The organism is Sulfitobacter sp. TBRI5 (assembly GCF_051013555.1).
GTDB lineage: Bacteria > Pseudomonadota > Alphaproteobacteria > Rhodobacterales > Rhodobacteraceae > JL08.
Genome location: NZ_CP112884.1, coordinates 733,659 through 749,781 on the forward strand (window position 1 = coordinate 733,659; position 16,123 = coordinate 749,781).

Below are 16,123 nucleotides of genomic sequence, written 5' to 3' on the forward strand. Positions count from 1 at the left end.
ATCTGGTGCCCTCCTAAATTACGATTGCAACTTGATCTCGACATCCACACCAGCGGCCAGGTCGAGCTTCATCAGCGCGTCTACGGTCTGGGGGGTCGGATCAACGATGTCGAGCAGACGCTTGTGCGTGCGGATCTCGAATTGGTCACGGGATTTCTTGTCAACGTGGGGACCACGCAGAACAGTGAATTTCTCGATCTTGTTCGGCAGCGGGATGGGCCCGCGCACCGATGCGCCCGTACGCTTGGCAGTGTTGACGATCTCTTGAGTGCTGGCGTCCAGTACCCGATAGTCAAATGCCTTGAGCCGGATACGAATATTTTGGCTTTGCATGTCTTCAGCCTTTCAGCGGCTTTAGAGTTGATAGGTGGACCACCGGCTCATCCGGTGGCCCACGTCGAACCCGAAGGTTTTTTCTTGGTCCCGCTTACGCGAGGATTTTGGACACGACGCCGGCGCCGACGGTGCGGCCGCCTTCGCGGATGGCGAAACGCAGGCCCTGTTCCATCGCGATCGGCGCGATCAGTTCAACGCCAAAGGACACGTTGTCGCCCGGCATCACCATTTCCGTACCTTCGGCCAGTTGGACCGTGCCTGTCACATCCGTGGTGCGGAAGTAGAACTGCGGACGGTAGTTGGCAAAGAACGGCGTGTGACGGCCACCCTCTTCCTTGGTCAGGATATAGGCTTCCGCCTCGAACTTGGTGTGCGGTGTCACCGAACCCGGCTTGCACAGAACCTGACCGCGCTCAACGCCGTCACGGTCCACGCCGCGCAGCAGCGCGCCGATGTTGTCACCCGCTTCACCGCGATCCAGCAGCTTGCGGAACATTTCAACACCGGTACAGGTGGTTTTCTTGGTGTCGCGGATGCCGACGATTTCAATCTCGTCGCCCACGTTGATCACGCCACGCTCCACACGGCCGGTCACAACCGTACCACGGCCAGAGATCGAGAACACGTCCTCGACCGGCATCAGGAACGGCTGGTCTACCGCACGCGCGGGTGTCGGGATGAATTCGTCAACCGCCGCCATCAGCGCACGGATCGAGTTCTCGCCGATCTCGGGATCCCGGCCTTCCATCGCGGCCAGAGCCGAGCCGGGAATGACCGGAATGTCATCGCCCGGATAGTCATAGGACGACAGCAGTTCGCGGATTTCCATTTCGACCAGTTCCAGCAGTTCCGCGTCGTCCACCTGATCCACCTTGTTCATGTAGACAACCATGTGCGGGATGCCGACCTGACGGCCCAGCAGAATGTGCTCGCGCGTTTGCGGCATCGGGCCATCGGCTGCGTTCACAACAAGGATCGCGCCGTCCATCTGCGCCGCGCCGGTGATCATGTTCTTCACATAATCCGCGTGACCAGGGCAATCCACGTGCGCGTAGTGGCGCGCATCTGTTTCATACTCAACATGCGCCGTCGAAATCGTGATCCCGCGCGCCTTCTCTTCCGGCGCACCGTCAATCTGGTCATAGGCTTTGAAATCGCCAAAATACTTCGTAATCGCAGCCGTCAGCGTCGTCTTGCCGTGGTCAACGTGACCAATCGTGCCAATGTTAACGTGCGGTTTATTGCGTTCAAACTTTGCCTTAGCCATGGTGGCCTCCTTCAGTGTTCAAGGCTGTTCGGGGCAGTGCCCGAACAGCGGTTATTCGATTAGGCGTATTTTGCCTGAATTTCGTCAGAGATATTCTGCGGCACCGGTTCGTAGTGGTCGAACTGCATGGTAAAGTTCGCACGACCCGACGACATGGAGCGCAGTGTGTTGATGTAGCCGAACATGTTGGCCAGCGGCACAAAGCAGTCGATCGCGATGGCGTTGCCACGTGTATCCTGCCCCTGTACCTGACCGCGACGCGAGGTCAGATCGCCGATGATGCCGCCGGTGTATTCTTCCGGTGTCACCACTTCGACGCGCATGATCGGTTCGAGCATTTTGGCGCCCGCCTTTTTCATGCCTTCGCGCATGCCCATGCGGGCCGCGATTTCAAACGCCAGAACCGACGAGTCAACATCGTGGAACTTACCGTCCAGCAACGCGACCTTGAAGTCGATCACAGGGAAGCCGGCCAGAGGTCCGCTGTCCATCACCGACTTGATGCCTTTTTCAACACCCGGGATGTATTCCTTGGGCACGGCACCACCGACGATGCGCGATTCAAACGAATAGCCTTCGCCCGGTTCTGTCGGCGAAATCAGCAGTTTGACTTCGGCGAACTGGCCTGAGCCACCCGACTGTTTCTTGTGGGTATAGGCATGTTCGACTTCGCGGCTGATGGTTTCACGATACGCCACTTGCGGTGCACCGATGTTCGCTTCGACCTTGAATTCGCGTTTCAGGCGGTCCACCAGAATATCAAGGTGAAGTTCACCCATGCCTTTCATGATGGTCTGACCGGATTCGATGTCGGTTTCGACGCGGAACGACGGATCTTCAGCCGCCAGACGTGCCAGACCTTGCGACATTTTTTCCTGGTCTGCCTTGGTTTTCGGCTCCACGGCAATCTCGATCACAGGATCGGGGAAAGTCATGGTTTCCAGTACCACCGGATCTTTGGGATCCGACAATGTGTCACCTGTCGTGGTGTCTTTCAGACCGGCCAGCGCGATAATGTCGCCGGCAAACGCTTCTTCGATCTCTTCGCGGTTGATCGAGTGCATCATCATCATCCGGCCAACGCGTTCTTTTTTGCCTTTGGTCGAATTCAGCAGTGTGTCGCCTTTTTTCAGCACGCCGGAATAGATGCGTGTGAATGTCAGCGAGCCGACAAAGGGGTCGTTCATGATTTTGAACGCCAGACCCGAGAACGGCATCGCATCATCCGCGCGGCGCGGAATATCACGTGTTTCCGTTTCGTCGCCGGGTTTGAAGCCCATGTAATCGACAACGTCCAGCGGGCTGGGCAGGAAATCGATCACGGCGTTCAGCAGCGGCTGGACACCCTTGTTCTTGAAGGCAGAGCCACACAGAACAGGAATGAACTTGATCCCGAGAGTACCCTTGCGGATCAGTTTGCGCAGCGTGTCCACGTCAGGCTCGGTGCCTTCCAGATACGCTTCCATCGCATCGTCGTCCATGTCGACGGCGATTTCGATCATGTTGGCGCGCCATTCTTCGGCCTGGTCCTTCAGGCTGTCACGGATCGGCTTTTTGACCCAGGACGCGCCCAGATCTTCGCCTTCCCAAACCCATTCTTCCATGGTGATCAGGTCAACGATGCCTTCCAGTTCGGTTTCAGCACCAATCGGGATTTGCACCGGGCACGGCGTCGCGCCGGTCCGGTCCTTGATCATTTTCACACAGTTGAAAAAGTCCGCGCCGATTTTGTCCATTTTGTTGACGAACACGATCCGCGGCACTTTGTACCGGTCGGCCTGACGCCAAACGGTTTCTGTTTGCGGCTCGACGCCGGCGTTGGCATCCAGAACGGCAACCGCGCCATCCAGAACAGCCAGCGACCGTTCGACTTCGATTGTAAAGTCAACGTGGCCGGGTGTGTCGATGATGTTCATCCGGAACTTCGTGTCGGATGTCCCTTCGGCGGTCGGCTCTTCCTGACGCTGCCAGAACGTGGTTGTCGCAGCAGACGTGATGGTGATACCACGCTCCTGCTCTTGCTCCATCCAGTCCATTGTGGCTGCGCCATCATGCACTTCGCCGATGTTGTGGGACTTGCCGGTGTAAAACAGGATCCGCTCGCTGCAGGTGGTTTTGCCTGCGTCGATATGGGCCATGATGCCGAAGTTACGGTAACGGGTTAACGGATAGTCGCGTGCCATGGGTCAGTGCCTCAGTGTAAAATTTACCAGCGGTAATGGCTGAATGCTTTGTTCGCATCGGCCATCTTGTGGGTGTCTTCGCGCTTTTTCACAGCGGAACCACGGGAATTCACAGCATCCAGCAGCTCGCCGGCAAGGCGTTCTTCCATTGTGTTTTCGTTGCGCGACCGCGCGGCTTTGATCAGCCAGCGGATGGCAAGCGCCTGACGGCGCTCGGGGCGCACTTCGACCGGAACCTGATAGGTGGCACCACCCACACGGCGCGAACGAACCTCGACAGAGGGCTGGATGTTGTCCAGCGCTTCGTGGAACACTTCGACGGGTGCGCGTTTGATCTTGTCTTCGACACGATCCAAGGCGTTATACACGATGGTTTCGGCAACCGACTTTTTACCGTCGATCATCAGGTTATTCATGAATTTGCTCAGAACCAGATCGCCGAATTTGGCGTCGGGCAGAATTTCGCGCTTCTCAGCGGCGTGACGACGGGACATACCAGTCTCTCCTTACTTCGGACGCTTGGCGCCGTATTTCGAACGACGTTGTTTACGATCTTTTACGCCTTGCGTGTCCAGAACACCCCGCAGGATGTGATAGCGCACACCGGGAAGGTCTTTGACACGACCGCCGCGGATCAGAACAACCGAGTGTTCCTGAAGGTTGTGGCTTTCACCCGGAATATAGCTGATGACCTCAAACCCGTTTGTCAGGCGCACTTTGGCAACCTTCCGCATGGCCGAGTTCGGCTTTTTCGGTGTTGTTGTATAAACCCGTGTGCAGACGCCGCGCTTTTGCGGGCACTCTTGCAGGTGCATGGATTTCGAGCGTTTAATTTTCGGCTGGCGCGGTTTGCGGATCAGCTGTTGTATCGTTGGCATTCCGGTTCTTTCCCCGTTTCGCAACACATGTGTCATGCGGGGCGGCCCCGCGGTTTCAAATCACTCACTTTACGCGTCCGCAAAGCGAAAAGACCGCCACGTTTCCGTACCGGGGAAACGACGCGGTGGGCTTACAGAGGATCGGACCAGCATTAGGTCGGATCGTGACCACTTAAGTTCTGATTTCGGACAGAAAGGGCGAACCCTTGTTCCGAGATAGCGCGCGTATAGGGGGAGTCGCACCCCCTGTCAACAGCCCCTCGCCGCTTGCGTGCGCGACACAGCCCTGCAATGTTGACATAGGCGGGTTTAAACCAAACCCAGGCAGGAGCGACGGACAAAATGCAGGTGATCGGGCTTTGCCGTTTTTCATATCCCGGACTTGGCGGGTTTCAGGTGGAACATGACGATCTGCAATCCCGTATCGCGTATCTTTATGATGAAACTCGGTTGGAGGAAAGGTTCCGGTTTTTCGAAACCTTCACCCTGCCCTGCCTGCGCGCCCAGACAGATCCCGATTTCACCTATCTGATCGTGATAGGAGAGTCCTTGCCCCAAGCAGATCGCCAGCGGCTTGAGGCGCTGGTTGCGGACATGCCGCAGGTGGTGGTGCAGGCCCATCCGCCGGGCCGGCACCGGCAGGTGATGCGCGACGCCATCAATTCTGTCCGCAAATCTGATGCCGAACCCTGTTTGCAATTCAGGCTGGATGACGATGATGCCGTTGCAACCAGCTTTATCGCGCAGCTTCGCCAGGCGGCCGCCGATGTGGCGGGCCTGCTGCGTGACAACCGCCATATCGCGATTGATTTCAATCAGGGGTACATCGCCCAGCCTGGACCGGAAGGCATTTCAGCCTGTGCGATCCGGAAACCCTATTGGACTGCAGGGCTTGGGTTCATGTTTCGCCCCGATGTCGATCTGTCGGTGATGAATTTCAGCCATCAGGCGGTTGTGCGCCGGATGCCGACCGTGACGTTCAGCGGCACCGACATGATGTTGCGCGGCCACAATGATTTTAACGATTCCCGCCAAAAGCCGAATGTGCAGCCCGTCACGCTGGCACCGCTGGACGCTGCGGGCGAAGCTCTGTTCCAAGAGACGTACAACATCAGCGCCGATCATGTGCGGCGCGTGTTTTCAACGCCGTAACAGCGCCCGTTCGCGATAGAGCGAAAACAGCCCTGTCGATACGACGATGCCCGCGCCCAGCAGCGTCAGCGGCGTTGGCCAGTCGCCGAACATGAACCATCCCAGCACCAGCGCCCAGACCAGCCCGGTATAGCGGAACGGGGCCACGAACGACACATCGCCCGCACGCATAACCATCACGCTGAACAGGTAACCGCCCAGAATAAAGAAAGAGGCCGCGGCGATCAGTTTGGCATTATGTGCGGATACCGGCGCCCAGTCGGCGCCAAGCGATGCAAGACCTGCGACGGTTGTGATAGTCAGGGACGCAACCAGTGTCACTGTCATTGACGGCACACCCGAGGACAGTTTGCGCGTCGACAGATCGCGCACAGTCACGCAGGCCACCGCCCCCAGCGCGTAAAGCGCATATATGTTGAACCCGTCAGGTCCGGGACGGACGATCAGCAACATTCCGGCAAACCCGACGATAATGGCCAGCATCCGCCGCCAGCCGATGGTTTCACTGAACACCAGCGCACTGGCCAGCGTCACGGTCAGCGGCAACACCTGCAGCACCGCCGTGACATTCGCCAGCGGCATATTGAACAGCGCCGTCAGAAAGAAATAGGTCGCGCCGATTTCGGCACTGCTGCGCAGGGCGATCAGGCCCCAATCGCGCCGCGCGATACGCAGGTGGATCGTGCCCAGATACCGCGCCAGACCGAAGATTAGAACCGATGCCAGAACGCCGCGCAGAAACACCAACTGGAACAGGGGAATGTCACCGTTCGTCAGCTTCATGAAGGCATCGTTCAGGGTAAAGGCCGCCATGCTGATCATCATGAACAACGCGCCTTTAAGGTTTGCAGACATTCAAAGCGCCTTGAGATCGGTCAGGGACAGCGCGAAATGGCGCCGCAGGTTGCGATCTATCACATCATCCCCCTGTTTGCGTGTGATCCCCATCTGGGTCGGTCTGGATTTGTTGTCACCGTGAATTGTCCGGATAAAACCCGGCATAGAAATATCGGAATAGAGATTAAAGTGCTGCGCCAGCGCGCGGTGGTTGTAACGATAAGGGTTACGGGCAAACCCGACAGGCGCCAGCAGCGCGGTGCCCGTAGACAGGGGCGCGCGTTCGCAGGCATCGAACACATCAACCGCGCCGCCCGTCAGATCAGCGTAATAGCCGCGGTTAAAGGAAATCGCGGTTGGCAGATCGGGGTTGCCCAGCGCCAGCAACCCATTGGCAAGACGTTTGGTCCGTTCCACAAACCCCAGATCAACCGCATCATCATCATCCAGTCGGAACAGGATCTTGTGGCTGGCATCCCCTGTCGGGACGGATTTATAGCCTTGTTTGATCAACTGGTAATGCCGTTCGGTCCCGACCGGCCGGCAGGTGATATGCGGATAGGGTGCCAGCAGCGTTTCCAGCCGCTTTTTGTATACTTCCAGCATCGTTTCGGCGGTCAGCACAACGCAGTGAAAATCCGGATCGGTTTGCTGCACGAGCGACGGCAGGCACAGGTTTTCGAACAGGCGGAACCGCAGAGCCATCCGGTCATCGGAAAACAGGTGCTCTGCCGCCTTGTCGAGTGTTGGAAAACGTTCGGAATAATAGGTGGGCGTCAGGACAGAAAACCGCAGCAAGCCGATCATGATCGTCTTATGTGTCATCCCGTTCCCCAATTGTGCAGATGTGTCCGCGCCTACAAAGCACGTCTTTTCGGACAAAGAAAACCCCCCGCATCACGGTGGATGCGGGGGGCAAAAGTTTCTCAGTTCGGGGCGCGGATCAATCGCGGCTGTCGGTGCTTTCGACAACCGTATCGAACACATCGCCACCTACCACATCATCCTCGGCCGGGGCCGCTAGGGCGGCGGCGGCTTCGGCTTCTTCGCGGCGGGCCTCGATCACGACGTTGTCGCGATCTGTTGCGATCTTGCGAACGTGCTGGGTTGCCCCGCCTGTACCGGCAGGGATCAGGCGGCCCACGATCACGTTCTCTTTCAGGCCGACCAGTTTGTCACGTTTGCCCTGAACCGATGCTTCGGTCAGAACCCGCGTGGTTTCCTGGAACGACGCCGCCGAGATGAACGACCGTGTCTGCAAAGACGCCTTGGTGATCCCCAGAAGGATCGGTTCGCCCGAAGCAGGGCGCCCGCCTTTCTTGATCGCCTTGGCGTTGGCCTCTTCAAACTCGGCCTTGTCGACATGCTCGCCTTTCAGCAGCGTGGTTTCGCCGCTGTCCAGAATTTCCCATTTCTGGAGCATCTGGCGCACGATCACTTCGATATGCTTGTCGTTGATCTTAACACCCTGAAGGCGATAGACGTCCTGAACCTCGTCGATCATGTAATCGGCTAGCGCTTCGACACCCATGATGGACAGGATGTCATGCGGCGCGGGATTGCCGTCCATGATGTAATCGCCCTTCTGGATAAAGTCGCCTTCCTGCACCGGAATATGCTTGCCCTTGGGCACCATGTATTCCGCCGGATCAAGGCTTTCGTCCGCAGGTTCGATGCTGATGCGACGCTTGTTCTTGTAGTCACGTCCAAAGCGCACATAGCCGTCGATTTCGGCGATGATCGCGTGGTCTTTGGGGCGACGTGCCTCGAACAGTTCGGCCACACGCGGCAGACCACCGGTGATGTCCTTGGTCTTGGCGCCTTCCCGCGGAATACGCGCGACAACGTCACCGGCTGCGATTTCCTGGCCGTCTTCGACCGACAGAACCGCATCGACCGACATCGGATAGGTCACCGGATTTCCCGCATCGTTGCGGACCGGTTCGCCATCTTCACCCACCAGAATGATCTCGGGCTTAAGCTCGTTGCCCTTGGGGGCCGCGCGCCAGTCGATCACGATCTTCTGGGTCATGCCGGTGGCATCATCGGTTTCGTCGCGCACGGCGATGCCCGATACCAGATCGACATATTTGGTTGTGCCGGACTTTTCGGCAATGATGGGCAGCGTGTAGGGATCCCATTCAAACAGTTTGTCGCCGCGGGTAACGGTATCGCCCTCTTTGATAAACAGTTTGGTGCCGTAACCCAGTTTGTGATTGGCGCGTTCTTCACCGTTTTCGTCAAGGATAGACATTTTCATGTTCCGGCCCATGACCATGGTTTCACCCGCCGAGTTTTTCAGCGTCTGGGCGTTTTCAAAGGCGACTTTACCGGATTGCGATGCTTCCTGGAACGATTGTTGTCCGCCCTGTGCCACGCCGCCAATGTGGAACGTCCGCATTGTCAGCTGTGTACCGGGTTCACCGATCGACTGTGCGGCGATGATGCCCACGGCTTCGCCGGTGTTGACCATTGTACCGCGTGCAAGATCACGACCGTAACACATCGCACACACGCCTTCTTCGGCCTCGCAGGTCAGCGGGCTCCGGATGCGGGCGCTTGCAACGGCTGCCTCGTCGATGGCATCGGCCATCAATTCGTCGATCATGGTGCCGCGTGCAACCAGCACCTCTTCGGTTCCGGGGCGCAGGATATCTTCTGCGGCGACACGGCCCAGCACACGTTCGGCCAAGGACGCAACAACCTCACCATCGTTCACCGCAGCTTCGGCGGTGATCGAGGCATCGGTTCCGCAATCGCGCATACGCACGATGCAGTCCTGTGCCACGTCCACCAGACGCCGCGTCAGATAGCCCGAGTTGGCCGTTTTCAGGGCCGTATCGGACAGGCCCTTGCGCGCACCGTGTGTCGAGTTGAAGTATTCAAGAACGGTCAGACCTTCCTTGAAGTTCGAGATGATCGGCGTTTCGATGATGTCGCCGTTCGGCTTGGCCATCAGGCCGCGCATGCCGCCCAGCTGTTTCATCTGGGTCACAGAACCACGCGCACCGGAGTGAGCCATCATGTAAACCGAGTTCGGCTCCATTTCGGCACCCGCTTCGTCGCGGCGGCTGGCCGAGATCGACCCCATCATCGCTTCGGTGACCTTGTCGTTACATTTGGACCATGCATCGACGACCTTGTTGTACTTTTCACCCTGAGTGATCAGGCCATCCATGTACTGTTGTTCAAAGTCTTTCACCTGTTCGCGGGTTTCATCCACGATCGGCCATTTGGTATCGGGGATCAGCATGTCGTCCTTGCCGAACGAAATGCCCGCCTTGAACGCCTCGCGGAAGCCCATAGTCATGATCTGATCACAGAAAATGACCGATTCCTTCTGTCCGCAATAGCGGTAGACGGTATCGATGACCTGCTGCACTTCTTTCTTGCGCAGCAGACGGTTGACCAGGCTGAACGGTGCCTTGGCATTCAGCGGCAGCAAGGCCCCCAGACGCACGCGGCCCGGCGTGGTGTCAAAGCGCACCTGCACTTCGTTGCCTTCGTCATCGATTTGCGGAATGCGCGCCACGATCTTGGAGTGCAGGTGTACGACACCGGCATCCAGTGCGTGCTGCACTTCTTCGATTGATGCAAACGACATGCCTTCGCCGACCATGCCTTCGCGTTCCAGCGTGGTGTAGTAAAGGCCAAGGATCATGTCCTGCGACGGAACAATAATCGGTGCGCCGTTGGCGGGCGACAGAACGTTGTTTGTCGACATCATCAGCACACGCGCTTCCAACTGCGCCTCAAGGCTCAGCGGGACGTGCACGGCCATCTGGTCGCCGTCAAAGTCGGCGTTGAAGGCCGAACACACCAGCGGGTGCAGCTGGATCGCCTTGCCTTCGATCAGAACGGGTTCGAACGCCTGAATACCAAGACGGTGCAGCGTAGGCGCACGGTTCAGCATGACGGGATGTTCGCGGATGACTTCATCCAGAATATCCCAGACTTCGGGGCGTTCTTTTTCGACCAGCTTCTTGGCCTGTTTCACAGTGCTGGACAGGCCTTTGGCTTCAAGACGCGAATAGATGAACGGCTTGAACAGTTCGAGCGCCATCTTTTTGGGCAGACCGCATTGGTGCAGTTTGAGTTCCGGCCCAGTCACAATGACCGAACGACCCGAAAAGTCGACGCGTTTACCCAAGAGGTTCTGACGGAACCGGCCTTGTTTGCCCTTCAGCATGTCAGACAGCGATTTCAGCGGGCGCTTGTTGGCACCGGTGATCACGCGGCCACGGCGGCCGTTGTCAAACAGAGCGTCGACAGATTCCTGCAACATCCGCTTTTCGTTGCGCACGATGATATCAGGCGCACGCAGTTCGATCAGACGCTTAAGACGGTTGTTCCGGTTGATCACACGACGATAGAGATCGTTCAGGTCGGACGTGGCAAAGCGGCCACCATCCAGCGGCACCAGCGGGCGCAGTTCCGGCGGGATCACTGGGATCACGGTCAGAACCATCCATTCCGGGCGGTTGCCCGATTCAAGGAAGGATTCAACCACTTTCAGGCGCTTGATGATCTTCTTGGGCTTCAATTCGCCAGTGGCTTCGGCCAGATCGGCGCGCAGTTGGTCTGCTTCGGCTTCCAGATCGATCTGGGCCAGCATTTCACGGATCGCTTCGGCACCGATATTGGCGGTAAACGCGTCCATGCCATAGGCATCCTGCGCGTCCATATACTCTTCTTCGGTCATCATCTGACCATAGGTCAGGTCCGTCAGGCCGGGTTCGATCACCACATAGTTTTCGAAATAAAGAACCCGTTCCAGATCGCGCAATGTCATGTCCAGCATCAGGCCGATGCGGGAGGGCAGCGATTTCAGGAACCAGATATGCGCAACGGGAGCGGCCAGTTCAATGTGGCCCATCCGCTCGCGGCGGACCTTTTGCAACGTTACTTCGACGCCGCATTTTTCGCAGACAACACCGCGGTATTTCATGCGTTTGTATTTGCCGCACAGACATTCGTAATCTTTGATCGGGCCAAAGATACGCGCGCAGAACAGGCCGTCACGTTCGGGTTTGAATGTGCGGTAGTTGATGGTTTCGGGTTTTTTGATCTCGCCGAAGGACCAGCTCAGAATACGCTCGGGCGAGGCCAGCGATACTTTGATCTCGTCAAACACCTTGGGCGGCGTCAGCGGGTTAAACGGGTTGTTTGTCAGTTCCTGGTTCATTTTCAATTCCTTGAATTGGGAGCGTGGAGAGTGAGATGACGGGGATTAACCCGTCACTCGTCTTCCTCCGCATCCAGGAGTTCCATGTTCAGGCCAAGGCCGCGGACTTCTTTAACAAGCACGTTAAAGCTTTCCGGAATACCGGCTTCAAAGTTGTCTTCGCCTTTGACGATGCTTTCATAGACTTTCGTCCGTCCGGCCACGTCATCCGATTTCACGGTAAGCATTTCCTGCAGGGTATAGGCCGCGCCGTACGCTTCCAGCGCCCAGACTTCCATTTCCCCGAACCGCTGGCCACCGAACTGCGCTTTACCGCCCAACGGCTGTTGGGTGACAAGGCTGTATGGCCCTGTTGAACGCGCGTGGATTTTATCGTCCACAAGGTGGTGCAGTTTCAGCAGGTATTTCACGCCGACGGTCACAGGGCGGGCAAACTGCTCGCCGGTGCGGCCATCAAACAGAACCGACTGGCCCGATGTATCAAAGCCCGACCGCACAAGCGCGTCGTTCACATCGGCCTCTTTTGCACCGTCAAAAACGGGCGTTGCAATCGGCACGCCGTGGGTAACGTTCCCTGCCGCTTCGATCAGGGCGTCTTCGTCCATGCCGGCAATGCCTTCATCGTAGACATCATCGCCATAGGCCAGTTTCATCGCCTCACGGACCGGTGTCAGATCGCCAGAGCGCTTATATTCCTTAAGCGCTTCGTCGATGTTCACACCCAGGCCGCGTGCGGCCCAGCCCATATGCGTTTCCAGAATCTGGCCGACGTTCATGCGCGACGGCACGCCCAGCGGGTTCAGACAGAAATCAACCGGCGTTCCATCTGCAAGGAACGGCATGTCTTCCATCGGGACAACCTTGGAAATCACACCCTTGTTGCCGTGACGGCCGGCCATTTTGTCGCCCGGTTGCAGCTTGCGCTTTACCGCCACAAACACCTTGACCATTTTCATCACGCCCGGGGGCAGATCATCGCCACGGCGGACTTTTTCGACCTTGTCCTCAAAACGGGCATCAAGAGCGCGCTTTTGCACCTCGTACTGCTCGTTCAGGGCCTCGACGATCTGGGCGTCCTTTTCGTCTTTCAGGGCCAATTGCCACCACTGGCTGCGGATCAGCATTTCCAGCATGTCTTCGGTGATTTCAGACCCGGCTTTGACACCTTTGGGGCCTTTGACAGCCACTTTGCCCAGAATAAGCGTTTTCAGACGCGCATAGATATTGCGATCCAGAATGGCCAGCTCGTCGTCCCGGTCACGGGCCAGACGTTCGACTTCTTCACGCTCGATCTGCAGGGCGCGTTCGTCTTTTTCCACACCGTGGCGGTTAAAGACGCGCACTTCCACGACCGTACCGAAGTCACCCGGCTTCACGCGCAGCGATGTATCGCGCACGTCCGATGCCTTCTCACCAAAGATGGCGCGCAGCAGTTTTTCTTCCGGCGTCATCGGGCTTTCGCCCTTGGGGGTGATCTTGCCCACCAGAATATCGCCCGGTTCCACATCCGCGCCGATGTAAACGATGCCCGCCTCGTCGAGGTTGCGCAGCGCTTCTTCGCCGACGTTGGGAATGTCGCGGGTGATCTCTTCCGGCCCAAGCTTGGTGTCACGGGCGGCGACTTCGAATTCCTCGATGTGGATCGAGGTGAACACGTCATCCCGCGCGATCCGCTCGGAAATCAGGATCGAGTCTTCGTAGTTGTAGCCATTCCACGGCATGAACGCGACAACGACGTTCTTGCCAAGCGCCAGTTCACCGATATCGGTGGACGGACCATCGGCAATCACTTCGCCTTTCTGTACCATGTCACCCACTTTGATCAGCGGACGCTGGTTGATACAGGTGTTCTGGTTCGACCGCTGGAATTTGCGCATGCGGTAAATGTCCACACCCGCATCGCCCAGTTCCAGATCTTCGGTCGCGCGCACAACGATACGTGTCGCATCGACCTGGTCGATGATGCCACCGCGTTTGGCCATGATGGCCGCGCCGGAATCCCGTGCCACAACTTCTTCGATGCCGGTCCCCACCAACGGGGCTTCGGCCTGCAACAGCGGAACCGCCTGACGTTGCATGTTCGATCCCATCAGGGCGCGGTTGGCGTCATCGTTTTCCAGGAACGGGATCAGCGATGCAGCAACCGACACCAACTGTTTCGGGCTGACGTCAATCAGATCGACGTTTTCCGACGGCGCAAGCGTGTAATCGCCCGACTGACGAGTCGATACCAGATCGTTCTTGAACTTGCCGCTTTCGTCCAGCTGCGCGTTGGCCTGTGCCACAGTGTGGCGCATTTCTTCGGTCGCGGACATATAGTGGACTTCGTCTGTCACCTGACGGTCTTTGACGACGCGATAAGGTGTTTCGATAAAGCCGTATTTGTTCACGCGGGCAAAGGTGGCCAGCGAGTTGATCAGACCGATGTTCGGACCTTCCGGCGTTTCAATCGGACACATCCGGCCATAGTGGGTCGGATGCACGTCGCGCACTTCGAAGCCGGCGCGTTCGCGGGTCAGACCGCCCGGTCCAAGCGCGGACAGGCGGCGCTTGTGCGTCACTTCGGACAGCGGGTTGGTCTGGTCCATGAACTGCGACAACTGGCTGGAGCCAAAGAATTCGCGCACGGCGGCGGCTGCCGGTTTGGCGTTGATCAGGTCCTGCGGCATCACAGTATCGATCTCGACGCTGGACATGCGTTCTTTGATCGCACGTTCCATCCGCAACAGACCGACGCGGTACTGGTTTTCCATCAGTTCGCCAACCGAACGCACACGACGGTTTCCAAGGTGGTCGATATCGTCGATATCGCCCTTGCCGTCGCGCAGTTCGACCAAGGCCTTGATGCAGGCCACGATGTCTTCCTTGCGCAGGGTGCGCTGGGTGTCTTCCGCATCCAGATCAAGACGCATGTTCATTTTGACACGGCCCACTGCGGACAGGTCGTACCGTTCGGAATCAAAGAACAATGTGTCAAACAGGGCACTCGCCGCTTCGACGGTAGGCGGTTCACCCGGACGCATGACGCGATAGATATCCATCAGCGCGGTTTCGCGGTTCAGGTTCTTGTCGGCGGCCATGGTGTTGCGCATGTAGGGACCGACATTGATGTTGTCGATGTCCAGAACCGGAATGTCGGTGATACCCGCATCCATTAGTTCCTTGACCGACCCACCGATCAGATCGCCGCCCTTGTCGTATTCAAGCGTCAGCTCATCGCCCGCTTCGACATAGATCGCGCCGGTTTCCTCGTTGATGATGTCCTTGGCAACAAAGCGGCCAACGATATTTTCGAACGGAACCAGCAGATCCTTGACCTTGCCGTCGTCGATCAACTGCTTGACCGCGCGCGGCGTCACTTTCTTGCCGGCTTCGGCAATCACTTCTCCGGTTTTTGCATCGACCAGATCATAGGTCGGGCGGGTGCCGCGCACGCGCTGCGGGAAGAACGGCGTGACCCAGCCTTTGCCTTTTTTCAGCTTGAACGGGATGGTTTCGTAATACGCATCCATGATCGCTTCCTGGTCCATGCCCAGCGAATACAGCAGGGTGGTCACAGGCAGTTTGCGGCGGCGGTCGATCCGCGCGAATACGATATCTTTTGCGTCAAATTCAAAGTCGAGCCAGCTGCCGCGATAGGGGATAATGCGGCAGGCGAACAACAATTTGCCCGAAGAGTGGGTTTTGCCCTTGTCGTGATCAAAGAACACACCGGGCGAGCGGTGCATCTGCGATACGATCACGCGTTCGGTGCCGTTCACGACAAATGTGCCGTTCGGCGTCATCAGGGGCATATCGCCCATGAACACGTCTTGTTCCTTGATATCCTTGACCGATTTCGCGCCTGTATCTTCGTCGATATCGAACACGATCAGACGCAGGGTGACCTTGAGCGGAGCGGCATAGGTCATGTCGCGCTGCTGGCACTCTTCCACATCATATTTCGGCTTTTCCAGTTCGTATTTCACGAATTCAAGCACGGATGTTTCGTTGAAATCCTTGATCGGAAAGACCGACTGGAACACACCCATGATGCCTTCCCCTTCGGTCGGGGTATCGGCATCACCGGATTTCAGGAACAGATCATACGAGGATTTCTGGACCTCGATCAGGTTTGGCATCTCCAGAACTTCACGGATTTTGCCATAGTATTTACGAAGACGTTTCTGGCCAAGGAACGATTGAGCCATATCAGGTGTCACCTTTTTTGTTTCTCACCGGACAAGACTGCCGTCGGGCTACGGCATCTCGCCCATACGAGACGGTACGTTTCGATCTATTCATG

The 16,123-nt window shown here is 57.5% G+C and carries 10 protein-coding genes; 1 reads left to right on the forward strand and 9 read right to left on the reverse strand.

The genetic code is table 11. The features are described 5' to 3' along the window. Window positions 1–18: 18 nt before the first annotated feature. From rpsJ to rpsL, 5 genes are all read right to left on the reverse strand, one after another. Window positions 19–333, reverse strand: a complete 315-nt coding sequence (gene rpsJ / locus OLX72_RS03780) for a 30S ribosomal protein S10 (RefSeq protein ID WP_108838874.1) — start codon at window positions 331–333, stop codon at window positions 19–21. 94 nt (window positions 334–427) lie between these two features. Further along, window positions 428–1,603, reverse strand: coding sequence for an elongation factor Tu (gene tuf, locus OLX72_RS03785; RefSeq protein WP_114868835.1), 1,176 nt, complete (start codon window positions 1,601–1,603; stop codon window positions 428–430). Window positions 1,604–1,662: 59 nt separating this feature from the next. After that, window positions 1,663–3,786, reverse strand: coding sequence for an elongation factor G (gene fusA / locus OLX72_RS03790; protein WP_114868851.1), 2,124 nt, complete (start codon window positions 3,784–3,786; stop codon window positions 1,663–1,665). Window positions 3,787–3,809: 23 nt separating this feature from the next. Continuing rightward, the gene (rpsG, locus tag OLX72_RS03795) at window positions 3,810–4,280 is read right to left on the reverse strand and encodes a 30S ribosomal protein S7 (protein WP_114868850.1); all 471 of its coding nucleotides are present in this window, start codon (window positions 4,278–4,280) and stop codon (window positions 3,810–3,812) included. 12 nt (window positions 4,281–4,292) lie between these two features. Continuing rightward, a complete protein-coding gene (gene rpsL, locus OLX72_RS03800) occupies window positions 4,293–4,664 on the reverse strand; it encodes a 30S ribosomal protein S12 (protein ID WP_011570072.1) in 372 nt (123 codons plus the stop codon). Between the two features lie 342 nt (window positions 4,665–5,006). Between rpsL and OLX72_RS03805 the strand changes: the two genes are divergently transcribed. Then, the gene (locus OLX72_RS03805) at window positions 5,007–5,816 is read left to right on the forward strand and encodes a putative rhamnosyl transferase (RefSeq protein ID WP_433989850.1); all 810 of its coding nucleotides are present in this window, start codon (window positions 5,007–5,009) and stop codon (window positions 5,814–5,816) included. On the opposite strand, the gene OLX72_RS03810 is transcribed toward OLX72_RS03805, so the two are convergent. The 4 genes from OLX72_RS03810 to rpoB form a co-directional block, all read right to left on the reverse strand. Beyond that, window positions 5,805–6,671 (reverse strand): DMT family transporter, encoded by an 867-nt coding sequence (locus OLX72_RS03810; RefSeq protein ID WP_114868848.1) that lies wholly within the window; start codon window positions 6,669–6,671, stop codon window positions 5,805–5,807. The genes OLX72_RS03805 and OLX72_RS03810 overlap by 12 nt on opposite strands. Next, entirely contained in the window at window positions 6,672–7,478 is an 807-nt protein-coding gene (locus OLX72_RS03815; RefSeq protein WP_433989851.1) for a glycosyltransferase, read from the reverse strand. 118 nt (window positions 7,479–7,596) lie between these two features. Beyond that, window positions 7,597–11,838, reverse strand: a complete 4,242-nt coding sequence (rpoC, locus tag OLX72_RS03820; RefSeq protein ID WP_114868846.1) for a DNA-directed RNA polymerase subunit beta' — start codon at window positions 11,836–11,838, stop codon at window positions 7,597–7,599. A 53-nt stretch (window positions 11,839–11,891) separates the two neighbouring features. Next, window positions 11,892–16,028, reverse strand: coding sequence for a DNA-directed RNA polymerase subunit beta (gene rpoB, locus OLX72_RS03825; protein WP_114868845.1), 4,137 nt, complete (start codon window positions 16,026–16,028; stop codon window positions 11,892–11,894). Window positions 16,029–16,123 lie beyond the last annotated feature (95 nt).

Excerpts from the sequence above, each read along its gene's own strand:
- rpsJ (WP_108838874.1), bottom strand. The coding sequence starts at position 333 with ATGCAAAGCCAAAATATTCGTATCCGGCTCAAGGCATTTGACTATCGG.
- tuf (WP_114868835.1), bottom strand. The coding sequence starts at position 1,603 with ATGGCTAAGGCAAAGTTTGAACGCAATAAACCGCACGTTAACATTGGC.
- fusA (WP_114868851.1), bottom strand. The coding sequence starts at position 3,786 with ATGGCACGCGACTATCCGTTAACCCGTTACCGTAACTTCGGCATCATG.
- rpsG (WP_114868850.1), bottom strand. The coding sequence starts at position 4,280 with ATGTCCCGTCGTCACGCCGCTGAGAAGCGCGAAATTCTGCCCGACGCC.
- rpsL (WP_011570072.1), bottom strand. The coding sequence starts at position 4,664 with ATGCCAACGATACAACAGCTGATCCGCAAACCGCGCCAGCCGAAAATT.
- OLX72_RS03805 (WP_433989850.1), top strand. The coding sequence starts at position 5,007 with ATGCAGGTGATCGGGCTTTGCCGTTTTTCATATCCCGGACTTGGCGGG.
- OLX72_RS03810 (WP_114868848.1), bottom strand. The coding sequence starts at position 6,671 with ATGTCTGCAAACCTTAAAGGCGCGTTGTTCATGATGATCAGCATGGCG.
- OLX72_RS03815 (WP_433989851.1), bottom strand. The coding sequence starts at position 7,478 with ATGACACATAAGACGATCATGATCGGCTTGCTGCGGTTTTCTGTCCTG.
- rpoC (WP_114868846.1), bottom strand. The coding sequence starts at position 11,838 with ATGAACCAGGAACTGACAAACAACCCGTTTAACCCGCTGACGCCGCCC.
- rpoB (WP_114868845.1), bottom strand. The coding sequence starts at position 16,028 with ATGGCTCAATCGTTCCTTGGCCAGAAACGTCTTCGTAAATACTATGGC.